The 23484-nt window shown below is 60.1% G+C and carries 24 protein-coding genes; 11 read left to right on the plus strand and 13 right to left on the minus strand.

Features of this window, described 5'->3' with window-relative positions; translation table 11 throughout:
• Genes yidD through rpmH form a run of 3 tightly spaced genes read right to left on the minus strand, consistent with a single transcriptional unit; the run spans position 1 to position 739 of the window.
• A complete protein-coding gene (gene yidD, locus BVU99_RS22135; protein ID WP_004933881.1) occupies positions 1-258 on the minus strand; it encodes a membrane protein insertion efficiency factor YidD in 258 nt (85 codons plus the stop codon).
• Positions 222-581, minus strand: coding sequence for a ribonuclease P protein component (gene rnpA / locus BVU99_RS22140; protein WP_004933883.1), 360 nt, complete (start codon positions 579-581; stop codon positions 222-224). The genes yidD and rnpA overlap by 37 nt, the downstream gene beginning before the upstream one ends.
• Before the next feature lie 17 nt (positions 582-598).
• Positions 599-739 (minus strand): 50S ribosomal protein L34, encoded by a 141-nt coding sequence (rpmH, locus tag BVU99_RS22145; RefSeq protein ID WP_000831330.1) that lies wholly within the window; start codon positions 737-739, stop codon positions 599-601.
• Positions 740-1421: 682 nt separating this feature from the next.
• Between rpmH and dnaA the strand changes: the two genes are divergently transcribed.
• From dnaA to yidA, 5 genes are all read left to right on the plus strand, one after another.
• On the plus strand, positions 1422-2816 hold the full coding sequence (dnaA, locus tag BVU99_RS22150) for a chromosomal replication initiator protein DnaA (protein ID WP_071826153.1): 1395 nt from the start codon (positions 1422-1424) through the stop codon (positions 2814-2816).
• Positions 2817-2820: 4 nt separating this feature from the next.
• A complete protein-coding gene (gene dnaN / locus BVU99_RS22155) occupies positions 2821-3921 on the plus strand; it encodes a DNA polymerase III subunit beta (RefSeq protein ID WP_004933892.1) in 1101 nt (366 codons plus the stop codon).
• A gap of 45 nt (positions 3922-3966) precedes the next feature.
• On the plus strand, positions 3967-5052 hold the full coding sequence (gene recF, locus BVU99_RS22160) for a DNA replication/repair protein RecF (RefSeq protein WP_025304758.1): 1086 nt from the start codon (positions 3967-3969) through the stop codon (positions 5050-5052).
• An 18-nt stretch (positions 5053-5070) separates the two neighbouring features.
• Positions 5071-7485, plus strand: a complete 2415-nt coding sequence (gene gyrB, locus BVU99_RS22165; RefSeq protein ID WP_025304759.1) for a DNA topoisomerase (ATP-hydrolyzing) subunit B — start codon at positions 5071-5073, stop codon at positions 7483-7485.
• A 125-nt stretch (positions 7486-7610) separates the two neighbouring features.
• The gene (yidA, locus tag BVU99_RS22170) at positions 7611-8426 is read left to right on the plus strand and encodes a sugar-phosphatase (protein ID WP_025304760.1); all 816 of its coding nucleotides are present in this window, start codon (positions 7611-7613) and stop codon (positions 8424-8426) included.
• A gap of 26 nt (positions 8427-8452) precedes the next feature.
• Here the strand turns inward: yidA and BVU99_RS22175 are convergent, their stop codons facing one another.
• Positions 8453-9394, minus strand: coding sequence for an ornithine cyclodeaminase family protein (locus BVU99_RS22175; RefSeq protein ID WP_025304761.1), 942 nt, complete (start codon positions 9392-9394; stop codon positions 8453-8455).
• Entirely contained in the window at positions 9381-10349 is a 969-nt protein-coding gene (locus tag BVU99_RS22180; RefSeq protein ID WP_099816904.1) for a threonine/serine dehydratase, read from the minus strand. Before BVU99_RS22180 ends, BVU99_RS22175 begins: the two co-directional genes overlap by 14 nt.
• Positions 10350-10385: 36 nt before the next feature.
• On the opposite strand from BVU99_RS22180, the gene BVU99_RS22185 reads away from it, so the two are divergent.
• Together BVU99_RS22185 and BVU99_RS22190 are read left to right on the plus strand one after the other, a co-directional pair.
• Positions 10386-10787: a hypothetical protein gene (locus BVU99_RS22185; protein WP_144334736.1), complete on the plus strand. Its 402-nt coding sequence runs from the start codon at positions 10386-10388 to the stop codon at positions 10785-10787.
• Between the two features lie 38 nt (positions 10788-10825).
• Positions 10826-12106 (plus strand): DUF3748 domain-containing protein, encoded by a 1281-nt coding sequence (locus BVU99_RS22190; protein ID WP_099816905.1) that lies wholly within the window; start codon positions 10826-10828, stop codon positions 12104-12106.
• A gap of 30 nt (positions 12107-12136) precedes the next feature.
• On the opposite strand, the gene BVU99_RS22195 is transcribed toward BVU99_RS22190, so the two are convergent.
• On the minus strand, positions 12137-12484 hold the full coding sequence (locus BVU99_RS22195; protein WP_016929593.1) for a YceK/YidQ family lipoprotein: 348 nt from the start codon (positions 12482-12484) through the stop codon (positions 12137-12139).
• A gap of 309 nt (positions 12485-12793) precedes the next feature.
• On the opposite strand from BVU99_RS22195, the gene ibpA reads away from it, so the two are divergent.
• The 3 genes from ibpA (at position 12794) to BVU99_RS22210 (ending at position 15568) form a co-directional block, all read left to right on the plus strand.
• Complete coding sequence (gene ibpA, locus BVU99_RS22200) at positions 12794-13207, plus strand: small heat shock chaperone IbpA (RefSeq protein WP_004933919.1); 414 nt, start codon at positions 12794-12796, stop codon at positions 13205-13207.
• A 106-nt stretch (positions 13208-13313) separates the two neighbouring features.
• Positions 13314-13742, plus strand: coding sequence for a small heat shock chaperone IbpB (gene ibpB / locus BVU99_RS22205; RefSeq protein WP_004933922.1), 429 nt, complete (start codon positions 13314-13316; stop codon positions 13740-13742).
• Positions 13743-13909: 167 nt separating this feature from the next.
• Positions 13910-15568, plus strand: a complete 1659-nt coding sequence (locus BVU99_RS22210) for a putative transporter (protein ID WP_099816906.1) — start codon at positions 13910-13912, stop codon at positions 15566-15568.
• A gap of 10 nt (positions 15569-15578) precedes the next feature.
• Here BVU99_RS22210 and BVU99_RS22215 read toward each other — a convergent pair whose 3' ends face one another.
• The 4 genes from BVU99_RS22215 to BVU99_RS22230 all read right to left on the minus strand — a co-directional run bounded on the left by BVU99_RS22215 (position 15579) and on the right by BVU99_RS22230 (position 19704).
• Positions 15579-15959, minus strand: coding sequence for a type II toxin-antitoxin system VapC family toxin (locus BVU99_RS22215; RefSeq protein WP_025304766.1), 381 nt, complete (start codon positions 15957-15959; stop codon positions 15579-15581).
• Entirely contained in the window at positions 15959-16180 is a 222-nt protein-coding gene (locus BVU99_RS22220) for a ribbon-helix-helix domain-containing protein (RefSeq protein WP_025304767.1), read from the minus strand. Before BVU99_RS22220 ends, BVU99_RS22215 begins: the two co-directional genes overlap by 1 nt.
• A gap of 74 nt (positions 16181-16254) precedes the next feature.
• Positions 16255-17505, minus strand: a complete 1251-nt coding sequence (locus tag BVU99_RS22225; RefSeq protein WP_049204660.1) for a valine--pyruvate transaminase — start codon at positions 17503-17505, stop codon at positions 16255-16257.
• 135 nt (positions 17506-17640) lie between these two features.
• Positions 17641-19704, minus strand: coding sequence for an alpha-amylase (locus BVU99_RS22230; protein WP_099816907.1), 2064 nt, complete (start codon positions 19702-19704; stop codon positions 17641-17643).
• A 196-nt stretch (positions 19705-19900) separates the two neighbouring features.
• Between BVU99_RS22230 and BVU99_RS25190 the strand changes: the two genes are divergently transcribed.
• On the plus strand, positions 19901-20053 hold the full coding sequence (locus BVU99_RS25190; protein ID WP_162837931.1) for a hypothetical protein: 153 nt from the start codon (positions 19901-19903) through the stop codon (positions 20051-20053).
• A gap of 1 nt (position 20054) precedes the next feature.
• Here BVU99_RS25190 and ghrB read toward each other — a convergent pair whose 3' ends face one another.
• The 3 genes from ghrB to BVU99_RS22245 form a co-directional block, all read right to left on the minus strand.
• Entirely contained in the window at positions 20055-21032 is a 978-nt protein-coding gene (gene ghrB / locus BVU99_RS22235; protein ID WP_049204664.1) for a glyoxylate/hydroxypyruvate reductase GhrB, read from the minus strand.
• A 73-nt stretch (positions 21033-21105) separates the two neighbouring features.
• A complete protein-coding gene (locus BVU99_RS22240; RefSeq protein WP_033639091.1) occupies positions 21106-22374 on the minus strand; it encodes an MFS transporter in 1269 nt (422 codons plus the stop codon).
• Positions 22375-22514: 140 nt separating this feature from the next.
• Entirely contained in the window at positions 22515-23480 is a 966-nt protein-coding gene (locus BVU99_RS22245; protein ID WP_049207119.1) for a sugar kinase, read from the minus strand.
• Positions 23481-23484 lie beyond the last annotated feature (4 nt).

Genomic DNA, 23484 nt, shown 5'->3' on the forward strand with positions numbered 1-23484 from the left:
TTAGTGTTCTCTGTTATCGTCGGTTTTTGGCGGCACCGGATCATCGCCACCTGGGTTCAAAGGGTGGCATTTTAATACGCGTTTCAATGCTAACCAACTGCCTTTTATCATGCCAAACCTGCTTAATGCCTCAATTGCGTAATGAGAGCATGTCGGCTGGAAGCGACAACGAGGCCCTAGCAGCGGACTGATGACGAGCTGATAGGCCCGCACCAGCCCGATCAGGATGCGGGAGCCTGGCGACAGTGGCGACGCCATAATTTATCCAAAGCTTCCGTCAGCGCGCGGTTATCCAAATCCGCTATCCCCTTTTTGGCCACCACGACAAAATCCATCGCCGGTAATTCGTGCTGACGCAAGCGGAAGCTTTCGCGGGTTAGGCGTTTGATCCGATTACGCTCGTGCGCGCGTTTGACGTGTTTTTTGGCGACGGTAAGACCGATGCGGGGATGCCCCAGCTGGTTCAGGCGGCCGAGGATGGTGATTTGCGGCGTGCCAGCCCGTTGTGGCTGCTGGAAGACGAAAGTGAAATGAGTGGGAGTTAACAAACGTAACTCCCTGGGAAAAGCGAGCTTAACCACTCAGCGGGTTAGCTTTATTACTTAGAAACAGTCAGACGAGCACGGCCTTTCGCACGACGGCGGGCCAGAACTTGACGACCATTTTTGGTGGCCATACGAGCACGGAAACCGTGGCTACGGTTGCGCTTCAATACGGACGGTTGGAAAGTGCGTTTCATAGCGATTTCTACCTAAACTTAAAATAATTACTGATCAGTAAACGCGTTTGGCTACTCGGCGTGAAGATGACCGACGCCTCAATCGCAATACATAAAGAAGCGGGATTGTAATAATTGTACAGTCCTGAGTCAATTCGCATCGCGCCAGCCTACCTGGTTGTCTGCCAATAACGGAACAAAATCCGGTCTTGGCCCGTGGTCACCGCAGAATCCTGTCTGGCTAATGACGCACCATAAGGAACCAGGTATCACACGTAGGGCGAAGATTATACGGACTCGGGGTGAAATCGCAAGGATCCCCGTGAGATCCTTTGCGCGCGATCCCAGGATCCGACGTGGATAACAGGGTATAACCGGTTGACAATGTAAAAAACGCGGCGCAGCGGCCGGGATCTGCGCGGTCATTCGGCGTTGGCGGTGAAAAGATCGCCGCCGGCCGCGACCTGTGGATAAAATGGATCTAATCTGTGAGGAAGGGGAGGATCTCTTGCTCGGATTGCGCTATGATCCGTCATTCCGATCGCGATCCCTCATGCCGGGATCGTGAGGGACACAAACCGTGAAAGGCGGTTCGCATCCCCCACAGGCAAACAGCCGATGCCGGGTATGTGTCAAAAATCATGAGTTATAAAAAAGTTGCCCGTTTCTTTTCTTTATTGATCTTGTTCGAGTGGAGTCCGCCGTGTCACTTTCGCTTTGGCAGCAGTGTCTTGCCCGATTGCAGGATGAGTTACCTGCCACAGAATTTAGTATGTGGATTCGCCCATTGCAGGCGGAACTGAGTGACAACACCCTGGCGCTGTACGCGCCTAACCGTTTTGTGCTGGATTGGGTTCGCGATAAGTACTTAAACAACATCAATGGTCTGCTGAATGATTTCTGCGGCACGGACGCGCCTTTGCTGCGTTTTGAAGTCGGCAGCAAGCCGATCACGCAGGTGATCAGCCAGACCGTGACCGCCAGCGTCAGCAGCGCCCCTGCGGCCCCGGCGGCGCGTACGGCTGCACCTTTGCGCCCGAGCTGGGACAACGCGGCGGCGCAGCCCGAGCTCTCTTACCGCTCCAACGTCAATCCTAAACACACCTTCGACAACTTCGTCGAGGGTAAGTCCAACCAGCTGGCGCGCGCGGCGGCTCGCCAGGTGGCGGACAATCCGGGCGGCGCCTACAACCCTTTGTTCCTGTATGGCGGTACCGGCCTGGGTAAAACTCACCTGCTGCACGCGGTCGGCAACGGCATCATGGCGCGCAAGGCCAACGCCAAAGTGGTCTACATGCACTCGGAACGCTTCGTGCAGGACATGGTCAAAGCGTTGCAAAATAATGCCATCGAAGAGTTTAAGCGCTACTACCGTTCGGTCGACGCCTTACTTATCGATGACATCCAATTTTTCGCCAACAAGGAGCGTTCGCAGGAAGAGTTCTTTCATACCTTTAACGCCCTGTTGGAAGGCAATCAGCAGATCATCCTGACCTCGGATCGCTACCCTAAAGAGATCAACGGGGTGGAAGATCGCTTGAAGTCCCGCTTCGGTTGGGGGCTGACGGTGGCGATCGAGCCGCCGGAGCTGGAAACCCGCGTGGCGATCCTGATGAAAAAGGCCGACGAAAACGACATTCGCCTGCCGGGCGAAGTGGCGTTCTTCATCGCCAAGCGCCTGCGTTCCAACGTGCGTGAGCTCGAAGGGGCATTGAACCGCGTGATCGCCAACGCCAACTTTACCGGCCGGGCTATCACCATTGATTTCGTGCGCGAAGCGCTGCGCGATCTGCTGGCGCTGCAGGAAAAGCTGGTCACCATCGACAATATCCAAAAGACGGTGGCGGAGTATTACAAGATTAAAGTCGCGGATTTGCTGTCCAAGCGGCGTTCGCGATCCGTTGCCCGCCCGCGCCAGATGGCGATGGCGCTGGCGAAGGAACTCACCAACCACAGTCTGCCGGAAATCGGCGATGCGTTTGGTGGCCGCGACCATACCACGGTGTTGCACGCCTGCCGGAAGATCGAGCAGCTGCGTGAGGAAAGTCACGACATCAAAGAAGATTTCTCCAATTTAATCAGAACATTATCTTCATAGCGCTATGAAATTTATCGTTGAACGTGAGCATCTGCTAAAACCGCTGCAACAGGTGAGCAGCCCGCTGGGCGGCCGCCCGACCTTGCCGATCCTGGGCAACCTGCTGTTGCAGGTGACGGAAGGCTCCCTGCTGCTGACTGGCACCGATCTGGAGATGGAGATGGTGGCGCGCGTCGCCCTGTCCCAACCGCATGAGCCGGGCGCGACCACCGTGCCTGCGCGCAAATTCTTTGATATCTGCCGTGGCCTGCCGGAAGGGGCGGAGATCGCCGTCACGCTGGAGAGCGAGCGCATGCTGGTGCGGTCCGGCCGCAGCCGTTTCTCACTGTCTACGCTGCCCGCGGCGGATTTCCCGAACCTGGATGACTGGCAGAGCGAGGTGGAATTTACCTTGCCGCAGGCGACGCTGAAGCGCCTGATCGAAGCTACCCAGTTCTCGATGGCCCATCAGGACGTGCGTTACTACCTGAACGGCATGCTGTTTGAAACCGAAGGCGAAGAGCTGCGCACCGTCGCGACCGACGGCCACCGCCTGGCGGTGTGCTCGATGCCGATCGGCCAGCAGCTGCCGTCGCATTCGGTGATCGTGCCGCGTAAAGGGGTGATGGAGCTGGTGCGCCTGCTGGACGGCGGCGATTCGCTGCTGCAGTTGCAGATCGGCAGCAACAACATCCGCGCCCACGTCGGCGATTTCATCTTCACGTCCAAGCTGGTTGACGGCCGTTTCCCGGACTATCGTCGCGTCTTGCCGAAGAACCCGGATAAAACGCTGGAAGCCGGCTGCGATCTGCTCAAGCAGGCGTTTGCCCGCGCGGCCATTCTCTCGAACGAGAAATTCCGCGGCGTGCGGCTGTACGTCAGCCAGAACCAGCTGAAGATCACCGCCAACAACCCGGAGCAGGAAGAGGCGGAAGAGATCCTCGACGTCAGCTACGACGGCGCGGAGATGGAGATCGGTTTCAACGTCAGCTACGTGCTGGACGTGTTGAACGCGCTCAAGTGTGAAGACGTGCGCCTGCTGTTGACCGACTCGGTCTCCAGCGTGCAGATCGAAGACGGCGCCAGCCAGGCGGCGGCCTACGTTGTCATGCCAATGCGGTTGTAGTCTCGTTACCTTGAATTACAGCACCGTCATCGGTAAAGAGATTGCATGGCTCTGACGCGTTTATTGATTAAAGACTTCCGCAATATCGAGGCGGCGGATTTGGCGCTAGCGCCGGGATTCAACTTCCTGGTTGGCGCCAACGGCAGCGGCAAGACCAGCGTGCTGGAAGCGGTGTATACGCTCGGCCACGGCCGTGCCTTTCGCAGCCTGCAGGCTGGTCGGGTGATTCGCCACGACCAACCGGAGTTCGTGTTGCATGGCCGCATCGAAGGTGCGGAGCGCGAGCTGTCGGTAGGATTGAGTAAGAGCCGTCAGGGTGACAGCAAAGTACGCATCGATGGCAGCGACGGCCACAAGGTGGCCGAGCTGGCGCAGCTGCTGCCCATGCAGCTGATCACCCCCGAAGGTTTTACCCTGCTGAACGGCGGGCCGAAATTCCGGCGCGCCTTCCTGGACTGGGGCTGTTTTCATAACGAACCCGGTTTTTTCACCGCCTGGAGCAACCTGAAACGGTTACTGAAGCAGCGCAATGCCGCGCTGCGCCAGGTGAGTCGCTATGCGCAGATCCGCGCTTGGGATCAGGAACTGATCCCGCTCGCGGAGCGCATCAGCGAATGGCGGGCGGAATACAGCGACGCGATCGCCGCGGATATCACCGCGACCTGTGCGCAGTTTCTGCCTGAATTCGGCCTGAGCTTCTCCTTCCAACGCGGCTGGGACAAAGAGAGCGACTACGGCGAGCTGCTGGAGCGCCAGTTTGAGCGCGACAGGGCGTTGACCTATACCGCGGTGGGGCCGCATAAAGCGGACTTTCGCATTCGTGCCGACGGCACGCCGGTAGAGGATTTGTTATCGCGCGGTCAGCTTAAGCTGCTGATGTGCGCGTTGCGCTTGGCGCAGGGTGAGTTTCTCACCCGGCAGAGCGGGCGGCGTTGCCTGTATCTGATTGATGATTTTGCCTCCGAGCTGGACACCGGCCGTCGCCGGTTGCTGGCCGATCGCCTGAAAGCCACCCAGGCCCAGGTTTTTGTCAGCGCAGTCAGCGCTGAACAAGTGACCGACATGGCCGGTGAAAAGGGCAAGATGTTCCGCGTGGAACAGGGTAAAATAGAGGTTCAACCACAGGACTAAAATGAGCGAGAAACGTTGATGTCGAATTCTTATGACTCCTCAAGTATCAAGGTATTAAAAGGGCTGGATGCGGTGCGCAAGCGCCCGGGCATGTATATCGGCGATACCGATGACGGCACCGGTCTGCACCACATGGTATTCGAGGTTGTGGACAACGCTATCGACGAAGCGCTCGCGGGCCACTGTAGTGACATTCAGGTCACCATCCATGCCGACAACTCGGTATCGGTGCAGGATGACGGCCGCGGCATTCCGACCGGCATTCACCCTGAAGAAGGGGTTTCAGCCGCAGAGGTCATCATGACCGTGCTGCACGCCGGCGGTAAATTCGACGACAACTCCTATAAAGTTTCCGGCGGCCTGCACGGCGTGGGCGTCTCGGTGGTTAACGCCCTGTCGGAGAAACTGGAGCTGGTGATCCGCCGCGAAGGCAAAGTGCACGAACAAACTTACAGCCACGGCGAGCCGCAGGCGCCGCTGAACGTGGTGGGCGAAACCGAGCAGACCGGCACCATGGTGCGCTTCTGGCCGAGCCACCAGACCTTCACCAATGTGACCGAGTTCGAGTATGACATTCTGGCCAAGCGTCTGCGCGAGCTGTCCTTCCTCAACTCCGGCGTGTCTATCCGCCTGAAGGACAAGCGTACCGACCGTGAAGACCACTTCCATTACGAAGGCGGCATCAAGGCGTTTGTCGAGTACCTGAACAAGAACAAAACCCCGATCCACCCGAACGTGTTCTACTTCTCGACCGTGAAAGACGACATCGGCGTGGAAGTGGCGCTGCAGTGGAACGACGGTTTCCAGGAAAACATCTACTGCTTCACCAACAACATCCCGCAGCGCGACGGCGGCACGCACCTGGTCGGTTTCCGTACCGCGATGACCCGTACGCTGAACAGCTACATGGAGAAGGAAGGCTACAGCAAGAAGGCCAAGGTCAGTGCCACCGGCGATGACGCACGTGAAGGCCTGATCGCCGTGGTCTCGGTGAAGGTGCCGGATCCGAAGTTCTCTTCTCAGACCAAGGACAAGCTGGTCTCTTCCGAGGTGAAAACCGCGGTTGAAACGCTGATGAACGAGAAGCTGGTGGATTACCTGATGGAGAATCCAGGCGACGCGAAAATCGTGGTCGGCAAAATCATCGACGCGGCGCGCGCGCGCGAAGCGGCGCGTAAAGCGCGTGAGATGACCCGCCGCAAAGGCGCACTGGATCTGGCCGGCCTGCCGGGCAAGCTGGCGGACTGCCAGGAACGCGACCCGGCGTTGTCCGAACTGTACCTAGTGGAAGGGGACTCCGCGGGCGGCTCTGCCAAGCAGGGGCGCAACCGCAAGAACCAGGCTATCTTGCCGCTGAAGGGGAAAATCCTCAACGTCGAGAAAGCGCGTTTCGACAAAATGCTCTCCTCGCAGGAAGTGGCGACGCTGATCACCGCGCTGGGTTGCGGCATCGGCCGCGACGAGTACAGCCCGGACAAGCTGCGTTATCACAGCATCATTATCATGACCGATGCCGACGTCGACGGTTCGCACATCCGTACGCTGCTGTTGACCTTCTTCTATCGCCAGATGCCGGAAATCATCGAGCGTGGCCACGTGTTCATCGCACAGCCGCCGCTGTACAAGGTGAAGAAAGGTAAGCAAGAGCAGTACATCAAAGATGACGAGGCGATGGATCAGTACCAGATCGCTATTGCGATGGACGGCGCTACGCTGCACACCAATGCCAGCGCACCGGCGCTGGGTGGCGAACAGCTGGAAAAACTGGTGGCTGAGCACTATGGCGTGCAGAAGCTGATCGGCCGCATGGAGCGCCGCTACCCGCGCGCGCTGCTGAACAGCCTGATCTATCAGCCGACGCTGAACGAAGGCGATCTCAGCGATGAAGCCAAGGTGAAAACCTGGATTGCTTCGCTGGTGCAGGCGCTGAACGACAAAGAGCAGCACGGCAGCAGCTATGACTTCGTTATCTTCGAGAACCGCGAGCGCCAGATGTTCGAGCCGGCGCTGCGCATCCGCACCCACGGCGTGGATACCGACTATAAGCTGGACTTCGACTTCATCCACGGCGGCGAATACCGCAAGATCTGTCAGCTGGGCGAGAAGCTGCGCGGGCTGGTCGAAGAGGGCGCGTTCATCGAGCGCGGCGAACGCCGTCAGCCGGTAGACAGCTTCGAGCAGGCGTTGGAGTGGCTGGTGAAAGAGTCGCGCCGCGGCCTGTCGGTGCAGCGTTATAAAGGTCTGGGCGAGATGAACCCGGAGCAGCTGTGGGAAACCACCATGGATCCTGAAAGCCGCCGTATGCTGCGCGTGACCGTCAAGGATGCCATCGCTGCCGATCAGCTGTTCACCACGCTGATGGGCGATGCGGTTGAACCGCGCCGCGCCTTTATCGAAGAAAACGCCCTGAAAGCGGCGAACATCGATATCTGATGCGTTAATGGCTGTGAAAATCCGCGCCGGGCGACCCGCGCGGATTTTTTTTGCGCCTTTTTTGGCGCTGACAGCCGAGGCTGAAACGCGTTAGCATGGGAAAAAACCACTGGGAGAAGCGTTGAATGGCTATTGAACTGATTGCGATCGACATGGACGGCACGTTGCTGGATCCGCAGCACCAAATCACGCCGGCGGTAAAGCAGGCTATCGCGGCGGCGCGGCGCAAAGGGGTGCACGTGGTGTTGGCCACCGGGCGGCCTTATGTCGGCGTGCAGGATTATCTGCGCCAGTTGGACATTCAGGGCCCCGGCGATTTCTGTATCACCTATAACGGCGCGCTGGTGCTGCGTGCGGTTGACGGCGCCTGCATTCTGCAAGAAACGCTGGGCTTTGAGGATTATCTGCACTTTGAGCAGATGGCGCGCGAGTTCGGCGTTCACTACCAGGCGTTTGATTTCGATACCCTGTATACCCCGAACAAGGATATCGGCAAGTACACCATACACGAGGCGGAAATGACCGGTATTCCGCTGAAATACCGCAGCGTGGAAGAGATGGATCGCCAGATGCGTTTCCCTAAAGTGATGATGATCGACGAGCCGGAGCTGTTGGACCGCGCTATCGCGCGCATCCCGGCGGAAACGCGCGAGCGTTATACCATCCTGAAAAGCGCGCCTTATTTCCTCGAGATCCTGCACAAGAACGTCGATAAGGGCGCCGGGGTGAGAATGCTGGCCGAGCATTTGGGCGTGGCGCGGGAAAACATCATGACGCTGGGGGATCAGGCCAACGATACGGCGATGATCGAATATGCCGGCGTCGGCGTAGCGATGGGCAACGCCATTCCCGAACTGAAAGCGGTGGCGCAGTTTGTCACCAGCGCCAATACAGAGGACGGCGTGGCGCGCGCTATCGAGAAGTTCGTGCTCAACGCCTGATAACGCGTGGGCGCTGCGGCGCCCCTTTATACTTTCGCCAACACCCCTTTGGCGATCTGCAGATCCTGAATCGCCAAGCCGGTGAGATCGGCGATGGTGATGTGCTGCGGCTCGCGTCGTACCCGCCCTCCCTGCGCCAAGACGGCGCCCATTTCGACGATTGGCGTTGAAATCAGCCTGTTTTGCCGATAAGCCGTCGCGATCTCGCCATAGTCCGCGCACTGCGTCAGGGCATCGACCAGCAGCGCGTCTGCGTTGGCCACCAAATCGGTCGCCAGTTCCTGCTTGCCGGGCGCGTCGGCGCCCACGGCGGTGATGTGCGTGCCGGGCCGAATATCCGCCGCCTGCAATATCGGTTCGCGGCTGGGCGTGGTAGTCACGATCAGCCGACAGTGCGCTGCCAGTTCCGCCGCATTCTGCGTAACCCGCACCCGAAAACCCTCGGCTTCGGCATCGCGCCGATACGCCGCCAGCGCCTGTTCGTCTCGTCCCCACACCCATACGTCTCGGCAATCGGTCACCGGTTTCAGGCATTGCAGCTGCAGCCGCGCCTGCAGACCCGTGCCGACCATGCCGATCGCCTGAATATGCGGCGGCGCGCACAGCTCGGCGGCGATGCGGCCGGCCAGGGCGGTGCGCAGCGCGGTCAGCCAACCTTCATCCTGCAGCAGCGCCTGCGGTTCGCCGGTCTGGGCGGAGAACGCCATCACCAGCCCCTGATTGCTCGGCAGGCCGTGTTCGGCGTTGCGATAGAAACCGGCGGAGATCTTGACCACGAACAGTTCGTCACCTTCCAGCCAGGCGGACTTGATGCAGCAGTCGCCGGCGGCACGCTCGAACAGGAAATGCTGCACCGGCGGTTGTTGCACTCGCTGTTGCGAGTAGGCGATAAAACCCTGCTTCAGCAGCGGCGTTATGGTCTCGGCGTCGAACGCGGCGAGGATTTGCTGCCGATTAAGGATGTGCATCGGCGATGGCCTTGAGGTATTTCCCCAGCACGATGTTCTTGCCGCACAGTACCACCGCCACCTTTTTACCCTGGTATTCCGGCGCCAGTTTGATCGCCGCCGCCAGCGCCACGCCGGCCGCGCCTTCGATAATCCAGCGATCGCTGGCGGCTATCCGGCGCATAGCGTGTTTGATCTCTGCCTCGCTAACCAGCACTTTGCGGTCGATCAGCTGTTGGCACAGCGGAAAGGTCACGGCGCCCGGCTCGACGCCGCCGGCGGTGCCGTCGGACAGGGTTTCTTGCTCTTCCACCGGGAAGATATGGCCCGCTTCCAACGCGCTGTACAGGCTGGTGGCGTTTTCCGGCCAGCAGGCGATAAGCTGCGTGTTCGGCGACAGTTGCCGCAGAACGGTGCCGATACCTGCGATATAGCCACCGCCGCCCACCGCCACGAACACCGCGTCCAGATCGGTGAGTTGTTCAACCAGCTCCATGCCGCAGGTGCCCTGGCCGGCGATCACCTGCTCGTCGTTATACGGCGAGATATAGGTTTTTCCCTGTTCGCGTGCGGCCTGTTCCCCCGCCAGTTCGGCGTTCAGCGCATCGCCCGGCACCAATTCCACGGTGCCGCCCAGTGCACGAATGGTGTCGAGCTTGATGCTCGCGGCCGTCTCTGGCGCATAAACCGTGACGCCAACCCCCATCAGGTACCCCGCCAGGGCGACCGCTTGGCCGTGGTTGCCGGTTGAGGCGGCGATCACGCCGCGCCGGCGTTGCTCGTTATCCAGCAGCCGCAGCTTGTTGCTGGCGCCGCGAAATTTAAAGGAACCGGTGTGCTGCAGGTGATCGCATTTCAAATACAGCTCGCAGCCCAATTGCTGAGAAAGCAGTACGCTGCGCTCCAATGGCGTGACCCGCACCTGAGGGCGCAGTTGCTGATGGGCAGAAACAATGGCATCGAAGAGGGGATTCATACCGGCTCCAGAATATTTTGGACTTAAAAATCCATATTGTACTTTTTTGTATTGATTGTAAACCCTGCCATCCGACCGGCGGGTAAGCCGGCCAGCAAACGGCAATGGCCGGAGAAGAGCATCGGGTTGGCGGTGAAAGTAATCATTAACCTGTCGTTTAGCGACACGATTTTTTATTTATTTGCGTTAAGAAAGGCGCTGCCGCTGAATTATTTTGATCAAGTAAATGAGAATGAAAAAATAGCGCTCGCGGCATCTGCCTATACGGCATGGGCACCGCTGAGTTTCGCTGCCTGGAATACGGCCGCCTACCCGGGCGTTTATTTCCTGCCGGCGCCGCCGAGCGGCTTAAATGATAAGACGCTGAAAAATAATTGCGCCAAAATGCCCCCGAGCGCCTCTCGCTGGCCATATGAAACGCTGCCGCCGATCCGGTAAGATGGCCGTTCAGTGCCAGCATGCGCAGGAGAGCCGCCATGAGCCATCGGGAAAAACAACTGACTTTCGACCCACGCGGGCATCAGTTAACCAATATCAACGTCTGGACGCCGGATAGCCAATGGCTGGCTTATGACGTGCGCCCGCGCGGCGCCTCTTTCACCGGCCTTAGCATCGAGCGGGTCAACGTCACCAGCGGCGCGGTGGAAGTGGTTTATCGCGCCCAGCACGGCGCACACGTCGGCGTGGTCACGGTCAGCCCCGATGCGCCGGCGCGTTACGTCTTCATCCACGGCCCGGAACACCCGGACAGCGCCTGGCAGTATGATTTTCATCACCGCCGCGGGGTGATCGTTAGCGAACCGGATCGCGAGTTGGCCATTACCCTCGACGCGCTGGATATCACGGCGCCCTACACGCCCGGCGCGCTGCGCGGCGGCAGCCATGTGCACGTTTTCAGCCCGGACGGCAGCCGCCTCAGCTTTACCTACAACGATCACGTGATGCATGAATGCGATCCGGCGCGCGATCTGCGCAACGTCGGCGTGGCTGTGCCGCTGCACGGGGTCAATCCGCCGAAACAGCATCCCCGTGAATATGACGGCAGCCACTATTGCGTGCTGGTCAGTGAGACCGTGCCGCAGCCGCAGCCGGGCAGCGATCAGATCAATCGCGCCTACGAAGAGGGCTGGATTGGCCGCGAAGGTTACCGTAAGGCCGACGGCAGCCGGCAGCGCTGGGCGCTGGCGTTCATTGGCGATACGTTGTCCGCCGCCGGCGAAAAGCTGCCGGAGGTGTTTATCGTCGATCTGCCGGAGAACGACGCCGACTACGCCAGGGCCGGCGCGGTGCCGCTGCAGGGGACGGAAAGCGAGCTGCCGGCGCCGCCGCTTGGCGTCAGGCAGCGGCGGGTAACCTTTACCGGGGAGCGTCGTTTTCCGGGCGTCGCCGGTGCGCCGCGCCATTGGCTGCGCAGCTCGCCGGACGGCAGCCAAATCGCATTTTTGATGAAGGATGACGGCGGCGTGGTACAGCTGTGGACGGTGTCGCCGAACGGCGGTGAGCCGCGCCAGGTCAGCCGCGCCGAGCATGACATCCAGTCGGCGTTCAGCTGGCACCCGCAGGGCGGGGCGATAGCCCTGGTGTGTGACAACAGCGTGATGCTGTGTGAGGTCGCCAGCGGCCGCCTGCAGCGTTTAACGCAGCGCAGCCTGCAGCCGCCGTCGGGAGATGCCGTGGTGTTTTCGCCGGATGGCAAGAAAGTGGCGTTTATGCGCGAGATTGCCGGATTCAACCAGATCTTTGTGGTTGAGGCGTAAGGCGGGCCTGATGGCCCGCTGCGTGCGTGATTAGTGTGTGGCGGTGCTGTCGTTGCCCTCGCCGGGGTTGCCGGTTGCCGCCAGATTCTGCTGCTCGCTGCGCAGGATGCGCGCTTTTGGCGAGTCTGCGGTGGCGTCATTGCCTGAACGCAGATAGTCGTAAGGCAGCAGCACGGTATCCATCACTGCGGAGAACGGCAGATCCAGCGCCACCAGCGGCATCATCGCCCAGCTGGTGTTGTCGTCCTTCAGCATGTCCACGCTGGCGCGGGTGCCGGGATAGTAACCCTGATTCGGGCCGGTATGGCTCATCACGCTGGAGCAACCGCTGGTCGCCAACAACATGCAGCCCGTCGCTATCGCTTTCATCGTCGTCATTAATCCATCCTGCAGGGTTGCTGTGCCCCTAAATTAAGCTGATTTATAACATCCTGTTGCTGCTTTAAAAGAAGCAAAATCCCGCTCTGTGGCGGCTCTCTCACTTTAGTGTAAGTGGTAAAAAAACTTTCACCTAACCGAAAAGCGCTTTTTTTGATCCTCGCCCGTTGAATTGATGAAATCAACCCCCATTTTATCATCAGAGCCGGATTGAGAATTTGCCGTAAGGGAATTCTGGCTTAATTAGCCTGTCCAGAATGGAAGGCGTATTTATTTCAACCTCGCTGAAGTGCCTTAGGAGGCTGTTTTATGCGTAATTTCGATCTTTCTCCGCTATACCGTTCCGCCATTGGTTTCGATCGCCTGTTCAACGCGCTGGAGGCCGGCCAGAGCCAGGGCAACGGCGGTTATCCCCCTTATAATGTCGAGCTGGTGGACGAAAATCATTATCGCATCGCCATTGCGGTAGCCGGGTTTGCCGAGCAGGAGCTGGAGATCACCACGCAAGATAATCTGCTGATCGTGCGCGGTGCGCACAATAACGAACCGGCAGAAAAAACCTATTTATATCAGGGCATCGCTGAGCGTAATTTCGAGCGTAAATTCCAGCTGGCCGAACATATTCAAATTAAAGGCGCCAAACTGGAAAACGGCCTGCTGTATATCGATATGCAGCGCATCGTGCCGGAAACATTAAAACCGCGCCGTATCGAAATTAAATAATTCCCTTTTCGCCGGCAGGAACGCTGTCGGCAAATATGCAGTAACAATCCGCCTGCCGTCAGGGGGCTGAATAAACACATCTCGCTTAATGAAAGGAGTTGTTCCTATGCGTAATTACGATCTATCCCCGCTTCTGCGTCAATGGATTGGTTTTGATAAATTGGCCAGTTCAATGGGCGGCCAGGAACCCCAGGGGTTCCCGCCGTATAACATCGAGAAAAGCGATGACAATCACTACCGTATTTCTCTGGCGCTGGCCGGTTTCCGGCAGAGCGAACTGAATATCGAAGTGGAAGGGCCGCGGCTGACCGTCAGCGGTAAACCCACGCCGCCGGAAAAACAGGTCGAGTACCTGCATCAGGGGTTGGTGTGCAAAGAGTTCCAGCTGACCTTCACTCTGGCGGAACACCTGCAGGTATCCGAGGCCAAATTTGAAAATGGCCTGTTGCACATCGATCTGGTGCGTCAGGTTCCGGAAGCCTTGCAGCCTCAGCGCATTGCCATCGGCGCGACGCCGGAGCTGGAAGCCAAATAACCGACTGAAAAACGGTCATCATCATGCGGGGGAGATCCAGACGGATCTCCCCCGTTGCGTTATGTGGCGCACGCCACAGTCCCCCCGTCTGCCCGATGCCATAATCCTTGTTAATTGTGTGTCTTTGTCCGCAAATCCCATGTTCAACTTTGGCAAGGATGTGACCTATGAGCGATATCGCCCTGACCGTCAGCATGTTGGCGTTGGCGGCCGTCATTGGGCTGTGGATGGGGAACTGGAAGCTGTACGGCGTCGGGCTGGGCATCGGCGGCGTGCTGTTCGGCGGTATCCTGGTCGGGCACTTTGCCCAGAGCGGGCAAATCAGCCTGAACGGGGACATGCTGCACTTTATCCAGGAGTTTGGCCTGATCCTGTTCGTTTACACCATCGGCATCCAGGTCGGTCCCGGTTTCTTCTCTTCGCTGCGCGTCTCTGGTCTGCGCCTCAACGCCTTCGCGGTGCTGCTGGTACTGACCGGCGGCGTCGTGGCGGCGGCGGTGCACAAGCTGTTCGACGTGCCGCTGCCGATCATCCTCGGCGTGTTCTCCGGCGCGGTCACCAACACCCCGGCGCTGGGCGCCGGTCAACAAATCCTGACCGATCTCGGTTCCGATCCGGCGTTGGTGGACGGCATGGGGATGGGCTACGCCATGGCCTACCCGTTCGGCATTTGCGGCATCTTGCTGGTGATGTGGCTGATCCGATTGGTCTTCCGCATCAACATCGAGCGCGAGGCGCAGGCGTTTGAAAACAGCCTGGGCAATCAGCGTGAGCTGCTGCACGCCATCAACGTGGCGGTGCGCAATCCCAACCTGCAGGGCATGGCGATTAAGCAGGTGCCGTTGCTCAACGGTGAAGCGATCGTCTGTTCGCGCCTCAAGCGCGGAGAGCTGCTGATGGTGCCGGCGCCGCACGAGCGGCTGGAACTTGGCGACTACCTGCATCTGGTGGGCAAGCGTGAAGATCTGGAGAACGCCCGGCTGGTGATCGGCGAAGAGGTGGACGCTTCGCTGTCGACGCGCGGCACCGCGCTGCAGGTGGTGAGGGCGGTGGTGACCAACGAGCAGGTGCTGGGCAAGAAAATCCGCGAGCTGAACCTGAAGCAGAAGTATGACGTGGTGATTTCACGCCTCAACCGCGCCGGCGTGGAGCTGGTGGCCGGCAGCAACGTGACGCTGCAGTTCGGCGACATTCTCAACCTGGTCGGCCGGCCGGAGGCCATCGACGCGGTGACGGCAATCGTCGGCAACGCCCAACAAAAACTGCAGCAGGTGCAGATGCTGCCGGTCTTTATCGGCATCGGTCTCGGGGTGCTGCTGGGCTCCATTCCGCTGTTCGTGCCCGGCTTCCCGGCGGCATTGCGGCTGGGGCTGGCCGGCGGGCCGTTGGTGGCGGCGCTGATCCTGGGGCGCATCGGCAGTATCGGCAAGCTGTATTGGTTTATGCCGCCGAGCGCCAACCTGGCGCTGCGCGAACTGGGCATCGTGCTGTTTCTGGCGGTGGTCGGTTTGAAATCGGGCGGCAATTTTATCGATACGTTGCTGCACGGCGAGGGGCTGACATGGATTGGTTATGGCGCGTTAATCACCGCCATTCCGCTGCTGAGCGTCGGTATTCTGGCACGCACGGTGGGCAAGATGAACTACCTGACGCTGTCCGGCATGCTGGCGGGATCGATGACCGATCCGCCGGCGCTGGCCTTCGCCAACGGTCTGCATCCCACCAGCGGCGCCGCCGCGCTGTCTTACGCCACCGTGTATCCGTTGGCGATGTTCCTGCGCATCATGTCGCCGCAGCTGCTGGCGGTGCTGTTCTGGACGCTGTAGTGCGGATCGTCTACAGCCGATAAGGCATCAACACGCCATTGTCAGTGCCGAAATCTTTGGGGTTGCGGGAGATGAGCATCCGGAATCCCACCTGCGCTGTGGCCCAGATAATGGCGTCTGGCAGTTTCACATGCTGTGAGTGGCGCAGTTCTACGGCGCGTTCAGCGACTTCATCGGTAATAGGCAGCAGCAGAAATTGCCCTAAAAACTGACGTGTTTTCAGCTCCAGTGCCGGACCCTGTTTTTTAGCACCTACCATCACTTCCATCCAGGTGATGGCGCTGATGGCCGGATTGATGTGATACTCGACCAGAACGTCCCTGGCTTGAGGAATGCCGTTGAGATAATCGATCAGGATATTGGTGTCGAATAACGCCCGTTGAGCCACCATTATTCCCACTCCTCGCGCTGACGATTTTCGTACTCCACGCCATCTCCCATCGCCCCGGACCAGAGCCCGAAAGCGTTGCTGGGATCTTCCACGTGGTTCTCCGTCAGATAGCGGGAGACTGCTTGACGAATGATCTCGGCCCGCGGAACGTGGCGGATATTTTTCAGATTATCGAGCTGCCGCAGGTCTTCTTCAGGTAAATCGATCACGATGCGAGTCATCGTTGGCCCTCCAAAAAAAGATATACGATATATGCATCGTATATCTTTGTCGGTCAATTTTCAATCAGTCGGCGTTAGCCTTTCTGATGTGCGCGCTCGATCTCTTCCGCCAGAATAGCCACGCCGCGCTCGATTTTCTCCGGATCGGGCACGTAGTTCATGCGCATGCACTGGTGGGTGTGCGGCCATTCATGCTCCAACCCCGGGAAGAAGTAGTGGCCCGGCACCATCAGCACGCCGCGCTTTTTCAGGCGCTGATACAGCACTTCGGTGGTGATCGGCAGATCCTTGAACCACAGCCAGAGGAAGATAGCCCCTTCCGGTTTGTGGATCAGGCAGCGCTCCGGCGACAGGTAGCGGCGAATAATCTCGATGGTGTGCTCGACGCGCTGTTTGTAGAACGGGCGAATTACCTCGTTCGACAGGCGCAGCAGATCGCCGCGCGCGATCATTTCCGTCGCCATCGCCGGCCCCATGCTGCCTGGCGACAGGCTGATGATGCCGTTCATGTTGGTTAGCGCGGTGATCACCTTCTCGTCGGCGATCACGATGCCGCAGCGCGAGCCCGGCAGGCCGAGCTTGGACAGGCTCATGCACAGGATGGTGTTCGGGTTCCACAGCGGCGTGGCGTCGCTGAAGATGATGCCGGGGAACGGCACGCCGTAGGCGTTGTCGATCACCAGCGGAATATCACGCTGCTGCGCCAGCAGGTCGAGCTTCATCAGCTCTTCGTCGGTGATCACGTTGCCGGTCGGGTTGGTCGGCCGTGAAACGCAGATCATGCCGATGTCATCGCCGATGGTGAGATGTTCGAAATCGACGTGATACTTGAACTGGCCGTCCGGCAGCAGCTCGATGTTCGGTTTGGCGGAGACGAACAGCCCTTCGTCCAGCCCGGCGTCGGCATAGCCGATATATTCCGGCGCCAATGGGAACAGCACGCGGCGGCGCGAACCATCGGCGTAGCGGCCGGCGAACAGGTTGAACAAGTAGAAAAACGCGCTTTGGCTGCCGTTAGTCAGTGCAATATTCTGTGGCGAAATCTCCCAGCCGAGCTCGTCGCGCAGCAGATTGGCCAGCGCTTTCAGCAGCGCGTCTTTGCCTTGCGGGCCGTCGTAGTTGCACAGCGCCTCGGTCAGTTTGCCCTGGTCGAGCATCTCCTGGCACAGCTGTTTGAAGTAGGCTTCCATCTCTGGGATCTGCGCCGGATTGCCGCCGCCGAGCATGATGGCACCGGGGGTGCGCAGGCCTTCGTTCAGGTCGTCCATCAAACGGGTAATGCCCGCATAACGGGTAAATTTTTCGCCGAAAAGTGAGAAAGTCATAGGTGCAGCAGTACTGTTTCTTAGCAGGTAATCACCCACCATACCGCCAGACAAATCCCGCTGCAATGCGGCCGACAAATCGGCCAATGGTCACAAACTTCGCTCATTGGCCGATTAGCAGCATATTACGCTGGATTATTGTGACCGTTCGCCGGCCCACACCACCATCACCTTATCGTCGCCGAGCCGGCGGCTGAAGGCGTAATAGGCGGCGTGCGCCTGCGGGGTTTGCACGCCGCCGCCGATCGCCGGGTGGCGAGCGCGGAACTGCCCTAACCGTTGCCAGTGGGCCAGCAACGGGGCTTTTTCCCCCTGCAACTCACGCCAGTTCATGTCGGAGCGGGTACCCTGCAGCGGATCGGAACCGGTTGGGCCGAGCGGGCGGCCGCTTTCATCGCCGTAGTAAATCTGCACCGCGCCCGGCGCCAGCAACAGCAGGTTCGCCGCCCGCTGTTGGCGAGGCAGCGAGCCTTTGGCGTCGCTGGCGAAGAACAGCCGGGTGTCGTGCGAAGAGAGGTAGCTCAGCACGTTGAAATCCTGCAGCCGCTCGGCCATCTGCCGGTAGGTGGCATCGATGTCGGCGAAGCAGCCCAATGCCTGCGACGCCTGGTCCTGGAAATCGAAGTTGATCATCGCGTCGAAGCCGTTTTGGTAATAGTCGCTTTTCATCACCCCGTGGCCCCAGGCCTCGCCAGTCATCCAAAACGGCGCATCATCCAACGCCTGCTGCGGATGCTCCGCTTTCCATGCCGCCAATGCCGCCGTGGCGCGCTGTTTCAACAGCGCCAGCGTCGGTTTTTCCACGTGCTTGGCGGTATCGACGCGAAAACCGTCGATGCCGTAATCGCGCACCCACTGGCTGAGCCAGACGGTCAGGTAATCGCGGGGGGTGGCGCCGGGCATGTCGCGCGCGGCGGTGTCGGGTTTGTGGCGATAGAACAGCGGCAGGCCGCTGGCGCCGGGCGCTTCGGTTTTGATATCCGGCAGGAAGGCCAGTGACATCGTCAGATCGTCATAGCCCGGCGCGTCATAGTCGCCGATGTCGGTGCGGATCCAATTTTTCCCCCACCATGGGTGCCAGCCCGCCTTGTCGCTGAAGTTGATGTAGTCGTTGAAGCTGTGCCAGTTTTGCCCTGGCCCGGGGCGCCAGTCGCTCCAGTTTTTCCCCAGGGTTTTCTCCACCTCTGCGCCTTGCAGATACAGCGAGCCGAAGTGGAACGTCTGCATATCCGCCAGCGTGGCGTAGCCGACGTGGTTCACCACCACGTCGAACAGAATGCGAATGCCGCGGCGATGCGCCTGCTCGACCAGCGTGCGCAGCTCCTGTTCGGTGCCCATGTTGGCGTCGAGGCGAGTCCAGTCCAGCGCGTAATAGCCGTGATAGGCGTAATGCGGGAAATCACCTTGGGTGCCGCCGCCGACCCAGCCGTGGATCTGCTCCAGCGGCGAGCTGATCCACAAGGCGTTGACGCCGAGCTGCTGCAGATAATCCAGCTTCTGCGTCAGGCCGGCCAGATCGCCGCCGTGAAAGGTGCCTATTTCCTGCAGGCCGTCGCTGCGGCGCCCGTAGCTGTGGTCATTGGCCGGATTGCCGTTCTCAAAGCGATCGGTCAGCACGAAGTAGACCGTGGCGTTATGCCAGCTGAACGCCGCCGGTTTCGCCGTGGCGGCGGATTCCAGCAGCAACAGGCCGCCGCTGGCGGGGGCGGGCTGCAGCGTGATTTTTCCCTGGCTCACCTGCGCCGTTTGGCCGGAATAGAAATCGCGCAGCGTTTCGCCTTCGGTGAAGGTGGAGGTGACGTCGACCGTGACCGGCTTACCGTCCCAGCGCGGGCAGCTGCGGACGGCAACGGCGGCGCTTTCCGGCACGCTGCTTAGGCTGAGCTGCAGCGTCGGCGTGCCGCTGCGCGTATCGACGCGCACCTGATAGTCGCCGGCGCGGAACTGCCGCCAGCTGACCGGCGGGTTGGCGCCGCACGGGTGCAGCGACAGCGTCTGGTTAAGTTTTATCGCCTCCGCCGGTTGCCAGCAGTGGTTATCCTGATACAGGCGCAGCGGCAGCTGGCCTTTGGGCAGCGTGGCCTGGCTGGTGAACAGCCCGGCGGCCGTTTCGTCGAGGGCCGGGAAACCCGGCAGTGTCCAGCTGGCCAGCGCCGAAGGCGACAGCAGCATCAATAAGGGCAGGGGTAACAGTTTCATGGCTCTCCTTACGCGCGGCAGGAAGCGTTTTTCTCGCAGGGTAGCGCCCAGTGTGGCAAACGACGGAAAAATGGCCTCCTCCCTGCGAGGGTTTTTCGAGGAGGAGAGGAAGGGCGGAGCGTTTTCGGATTGATTCGGCTTGGCTTTGTGCGCGCGCTGCGGCAGATTAAACGGTGAACATCAAAGGAGGTTAGCGATGACGGACAAAAACTGGCGAGAAGAGATCGTTCAGGCAATTCAGGATGCCGAATTGCAGCACTTCGCCGAAGAACATCAGCTGCAGGCGCTGTTCGCGCCGCAGCAGGAAGAGCAACACGGCCGGTTATCCTCAGACCACCGGCCGCGCTGAGTTATTTCCGCAACAGCTGCGGGTTGACGCAGTTTTCTTTCACCGTGCCGGTCAACGCGGCGATCAAATTATCCACCGCGCAGGCGGCCATGCCGTAGCGCGTTTCATGGGTGGCGGAGCCGATGTGCGGCAACGCCACCACGTTCGGCATGCTGAGCAGCGGCGAGTTGGCCGGCAGCGGCTCTTTCTCGAACACATCCAACCCGGCGGCGTGGATCACGCCGTTTTGCAGCGCTTCGATCAGCGCCTGCTCATCCACTACCGGCCCGCGGCCGGCGTTGATCAGAATGCCGCTTTTCTTCATTTTCGCCAGCTGTTCGCGGCCGATCATGTGGAAGGTTTGTTCGGTCAGCGGCAGCGTGATGCAAACGAAATCCGACTCGGCCAGCAGGGTATCCAGATCGCAGCGACGGGCGTTGAAGCGTTGCTCCGCCTCTTCGTGCGTGCGGCGGGCGTTGTACAGCACCGGCATGCCGAAGCCGAAGTGCGCGCGCTGCGCCAGCGCCAGGCCGATGCGGCCCATGCCGAGGATGCCGATGGTTTTGTGGTGCACGTCGACGCCGAACCAGTCCGGCCCGATGCTGCCGCGCCATTCGCCGGCCTTCACCCGCTCCGCCACTTCCACCACCCGGCGCGCGGTCGCCAGCACCAGGCTCATGATGGTGTCGGCGACGGTTTCGGTCAACACCGTCGGGGTGTGCATCAACAGCACGTTATGGGCGTTGAGCGCCTCGACGTCGAAGTTGTCGTAGCCGACGGAAACGGTCGAGGCCGCGCGCAGTTTGGGCGCCTGCTGCAGGAAGGCTTCGTCAATTTTACCGCCGGAACCGATGATCCCTTCGGCCTGCTGCAACGCCTGGCGCAGTTCGTCGCGGTTCTCCGGCTGCAGGCCGTTGAAGGCGTGCACGGTGAAGTGCTGTTCCAGACGTTCAAGCAGATCGGCGGGCAGGCTTTTGTACAATACGATAGAAGGCTTCATCACGAACTCCAGCTGGGCCAAAGGGGGCATGGTGCCCCCCCGGTTGGGTTAACAGATAAAAAGTATAACTGGATCAAGCCAATTGCGGCTGGATCTCGTTGCGGGCGGGCTTGACGATCAGCGTCAGCACCACCGCCACCACCAGTGCGATGGCCATGAACATGTAGGAAGCCGCCGGGCTGCCGGTGGCGCCATTCAGATAGCCGACGAACCACGAACCGAAGAACGAACCCAGTGCGCCCATGCTGTTGATCAGCGCCATGGCGCCCCCGGCAACGTTTTTCGGCAGCATTTCCGGAATGATGGCGAAGAACGGCCCGTAGGGGGCGTACATCGCGGCGCCGGCGACCACCAGCAGGCCGTAGGAGATCCAGAAGTGGTTGGCGCCGACGGCGTAAGAACCGAAGAACGCCAGCGCGCCGATCAGCAGCAGCGGCCAGACAAACAGCTTGCGGTTTTGCATTTTGTCCGACGCCCAGGAGACCACGATCATGGCGATGGTCGCCGCCAGGTAAGGCACCGCCGACAGCCAGCCGGCCTCCACCATGCCCATCTGCATGCCGCTGCGCAGGATGGAAGGCAGCCACAGCACGAAGCCGTACACGCCGATGCTCCAGGCGAAGTACTGCACGCACAGCAGGATCACGTTGCGTGAGCGGAAGGCTTCGCCGTAGTTGCGCACGGCCTTGATGCCTTTTTGCTCTTCGTCCAGCTGCTGCTGCAGCGCCTGTTTCTCATCGGCGCTCAGCCAGCCGGCCTGCGCCGGTTTGTCTTTCGCCAGCACCCACCAGCAGAACGCCCAGATAACCGCCGGAATGCCCTCGATGATGAACATTTCACGCCAGCCGAAGGCGTGGATCAGGTAACCGGACACCACCGACATCCACAGCACCGTCACCGGGTTGCCGAGGATCAGGAAGGTATTGGCGCGTGACCGCTCCGATTTGGTGAACCAGTTGCTGATGTAGATCAGCATCGCCGGCATCACCGCCGCTTCCACCACGCCGAGGATAAAGCGGATGGCGGCCAGCATCGGAATATTGCTGACCACGCCGGTCAGCGAGGCGCAGCCGCCCCACAGGATCAGGCACCAGAAGATCAGTTTTTTGACGCTGCGACGTTCGGCGTAGATGGCGCCGGGAATTTGGAAGAAGAAATAACCGAGGAAAAACAGCGCGCCCAGCAGCGAGGCCATGCCTTTGGTGATGCCGAGATCTTCATTGATGCCGGCGGCAGAGGCGAAGCTGAAGTTGGCGCGATCGAGATAGGCCAGGCTGTAGGTGATAAACACGATGGGCATGATGTACCACCAGCGTTTGGCCGCGACAGTCGCTTTGTTCATGTTCAGTATCCTTCAGTGGTGTTGCATCCCCTTCGCCCGGCACGCTGGGCGTGAAAGACGAAGGGGCAGATGCTCTCCCGACGCGTCCCGGTTGTAGGGCCAGAGGCTGACGTCATGCGGAGAAGTCGTTTTTTTTATTGTTATTCGGCCAGCGCCGCACGGGTCGGCAGGCCTTCGCTGTCGCCGATGGCCTGGATCGCCAGCGAGCCGATTTTGTTGCCGCGCTGCACCGCCTGTATTAGCGTTTTGCCTTCCAGCAGGGCGCTGAGGGTGCCGACGGCAAAGCCGTCCCCGGCACCGACGGTATCCACTACGTTGTCGACCTTGACCGCGGCCACTGTCGCCTTATCGCCGGCGGCGGTTTTAAACCAGGCGCCGTCCGGGCCGGTTTTGATGATCACCGCCTGCACGCCGCGCTCCAGATAGAAATCGGCGATGCCTTCCGGCGTCGACTGGCCGGTGAGGATCTGTCCCTCTTTCAACCCCGGCAGAACCCAGTCGGCGGCGAACGCCAGCTGGTTCAGCTGCTCGATCATCACCTCGCGGCTGGGCCACAGCACCGGGCGCAGATTGGGATCGAACGAAATGGTTTTACCCATGGCACGCATCTCGCGCGCCGCATGGTGGCACAGCGCCAGCGACTCGCTGGACAGCGCCGCCGCCACGCCGCTCAGGTGTAGGTGGCGCGCGGAACCGAAATACTCGCGGTTGAAATCGGCAATCGACAGGTGGCTGGCCGCCGAGCCCTTGCGGAAATACTCCACACTGGGATCGGTACCATCGGTGGTTTTGGATTTCACCTGAAAACCGGTGGGGTAGTGGCCGTCGACCGTCACCTGCCGGTAATTGATGCCTTCTTTTTTCAACTGCTGCAGGGTGAAGCGCCCGAACGAATCGTTGCCGACGCGGCTGACCCAGCCGACGTTCATACCCAGACGCGCCAGGCCGATCGCCACGTTCAGTTCGGCGCCGGCGATGCGTTTGGTGAAGGTTTCCACCTCCGCCAGATCGCCGGTTTGTGCCGCCACGAACATCGCCATGGCTTCACCCAGCGTGACCACATCCAGGGGCGCCTGCTGCGCCGTCGTTGCCGTTAACGTTGTCATCATG

Source organism: Serratia sp. OLAL2, assembly GCF_002752475.1.
In the GTDB taxonomy this organism is placed as follows: domain Bacteria; phylum Pseudomonadota; class Gammaproteobacteria; order Enterobacterales; family Enterobacteriaceae; genus Serratia; species Serratia bockelmannii.

Coding starts and splice junctions, on each gene's coding strand:
- yidA (WP_025304760.1), top strand. CDS start 7,611: ATGGCTATTGAACTGATTGCGATCGACATGGACGGCACGTTGCTGGAT.
- BVU99_RS22175 (WP_025304761.1), bottom strand. CDS start 9,394: ATGCACATCCTTAATCGGCAGCAAATCCTCGCCGCGTTCGACGCCGAG.
- BVU99_RS22240 (WP_033639091.1), bottom strand. CDS start 22,374: ATGAACAAAGCGACTGTCGCGGCCAAACGCTGGTGGTACATCATGCCC.
- ibpB (WP_004933922.1), top strand. CDS start 13,314: ATGCGTAATTACGATCTATCCCCGCTTCTGCGTCAATGGATTGGTTTT.
- ghrB (WP_049204664.1), bottom strand. CDS start 21,032: ATGAAGCCTTCTATCGTATTGTACAAAAGCCTGCCCGCCGATCTGCTT.
- rpmH (WP_000831330.1), bottom strand. CDS start 739: ATGAAACGCACTTTCCAACCGTCCGTATTGAAGCGCAACCGTAGCCAC.
- BVU99_RS22225 (WP_049204660.1), bottom strand. CDS start 17,505: ATGACTTTCTCACTTTTCGGCGAAAAATTTACCCGTTATGCGGGCATT.
- yidD (WP_004933881.1), bottom strand. CDS start 258: ATGGCGTCGCCACTGTCGCCAGGCTCCCGCATCCTGATCGGGCTGGTG.
- ibpA (WP_004933919.1), top strand. CDS start 12,794: ATGCGTAATTTCGATCTTTCTCCGCTATACCGTTCCGCCATTGGTTTC.
- gyrB (WP_025304759.1), top strand. CDS start 5,071: ATGTCGAATTCTTATGACTCCTCAAGTATCAAGGTATTAAAAGGGCTG.
- BVU99_RS22210 (WP_099816906.1), top strand. CDS start 13,910: ATGAGCGATATCGCCCTGACCGTCAGCATGTTGGCGTTGGCGGCCGTC.
- BVU99_RS22220 (WP_025304767.1), bottom strand. CDS start 16,180: ATGACTCGCATCGTGATCGATTTACCTGAAGAAGACCTGCGGCAGCTC.
- recF (WP_025304758.1), top strand. CDS start 3,967: ATGGCTCTGACGCGTTTATTGATTAAAGACTTCCGCAATATCGAGGCG.
- dnaN (WP_004933892.1), top strand. CDS start 2,821: ATGAAATTTATCGTTGAACGTGAGCATCTGCTAAAACCGCTGCAACAG.
- BVU99_RS22230 (WP_099816907.1), bottom strand. CDS start 19,704: ATGAAACTGTTACCCCTGCCCTTATTGATGCTGCTGTCGCCTTCGGCG.
- BVU99_RS22190 (WP_099816905.1), top strand. CDS start 10,826: ATGAGCCATCGGGAAAAACAACTGACTTTCGACCCACGCGGGCATCAG.
- BVU99_RS22245 (WP_049207119.1), bottom strand. CDS start 23,480: ATGACAACGTTAACGGCAACGACGGCGCAGCAGGCGCCCCTGGATGTG.
- BVU99_RS22215 (WP_025304766.1), bottom strand. CDS start 15,959: ATGGTGGCTCAACGGGCGTTATTCGACACCAATATCCTGATCGATTAT.
- BVU99_RS22195 (WP_016929593.1), bottom strand. CDS start 12,484: ATGACGACGATGAAAGCGATAGCGACGGGCTGCATGTTGTTGGCGACC.
- BVU99_RS22180 (WP_099816904.1), bottom strand. CDS start 10,349: ATGAATCCCCTCTTCGATGCCATTGTTTCTGCCCATCAGCAACTGCGC.
- BVU99_RS25190 (WP_162837931.1), top strand. CDS start 19,901: ATGACGGACAAAAACTGGCGAGAAGAGATCGTTCAGGCAATTCAGGAT.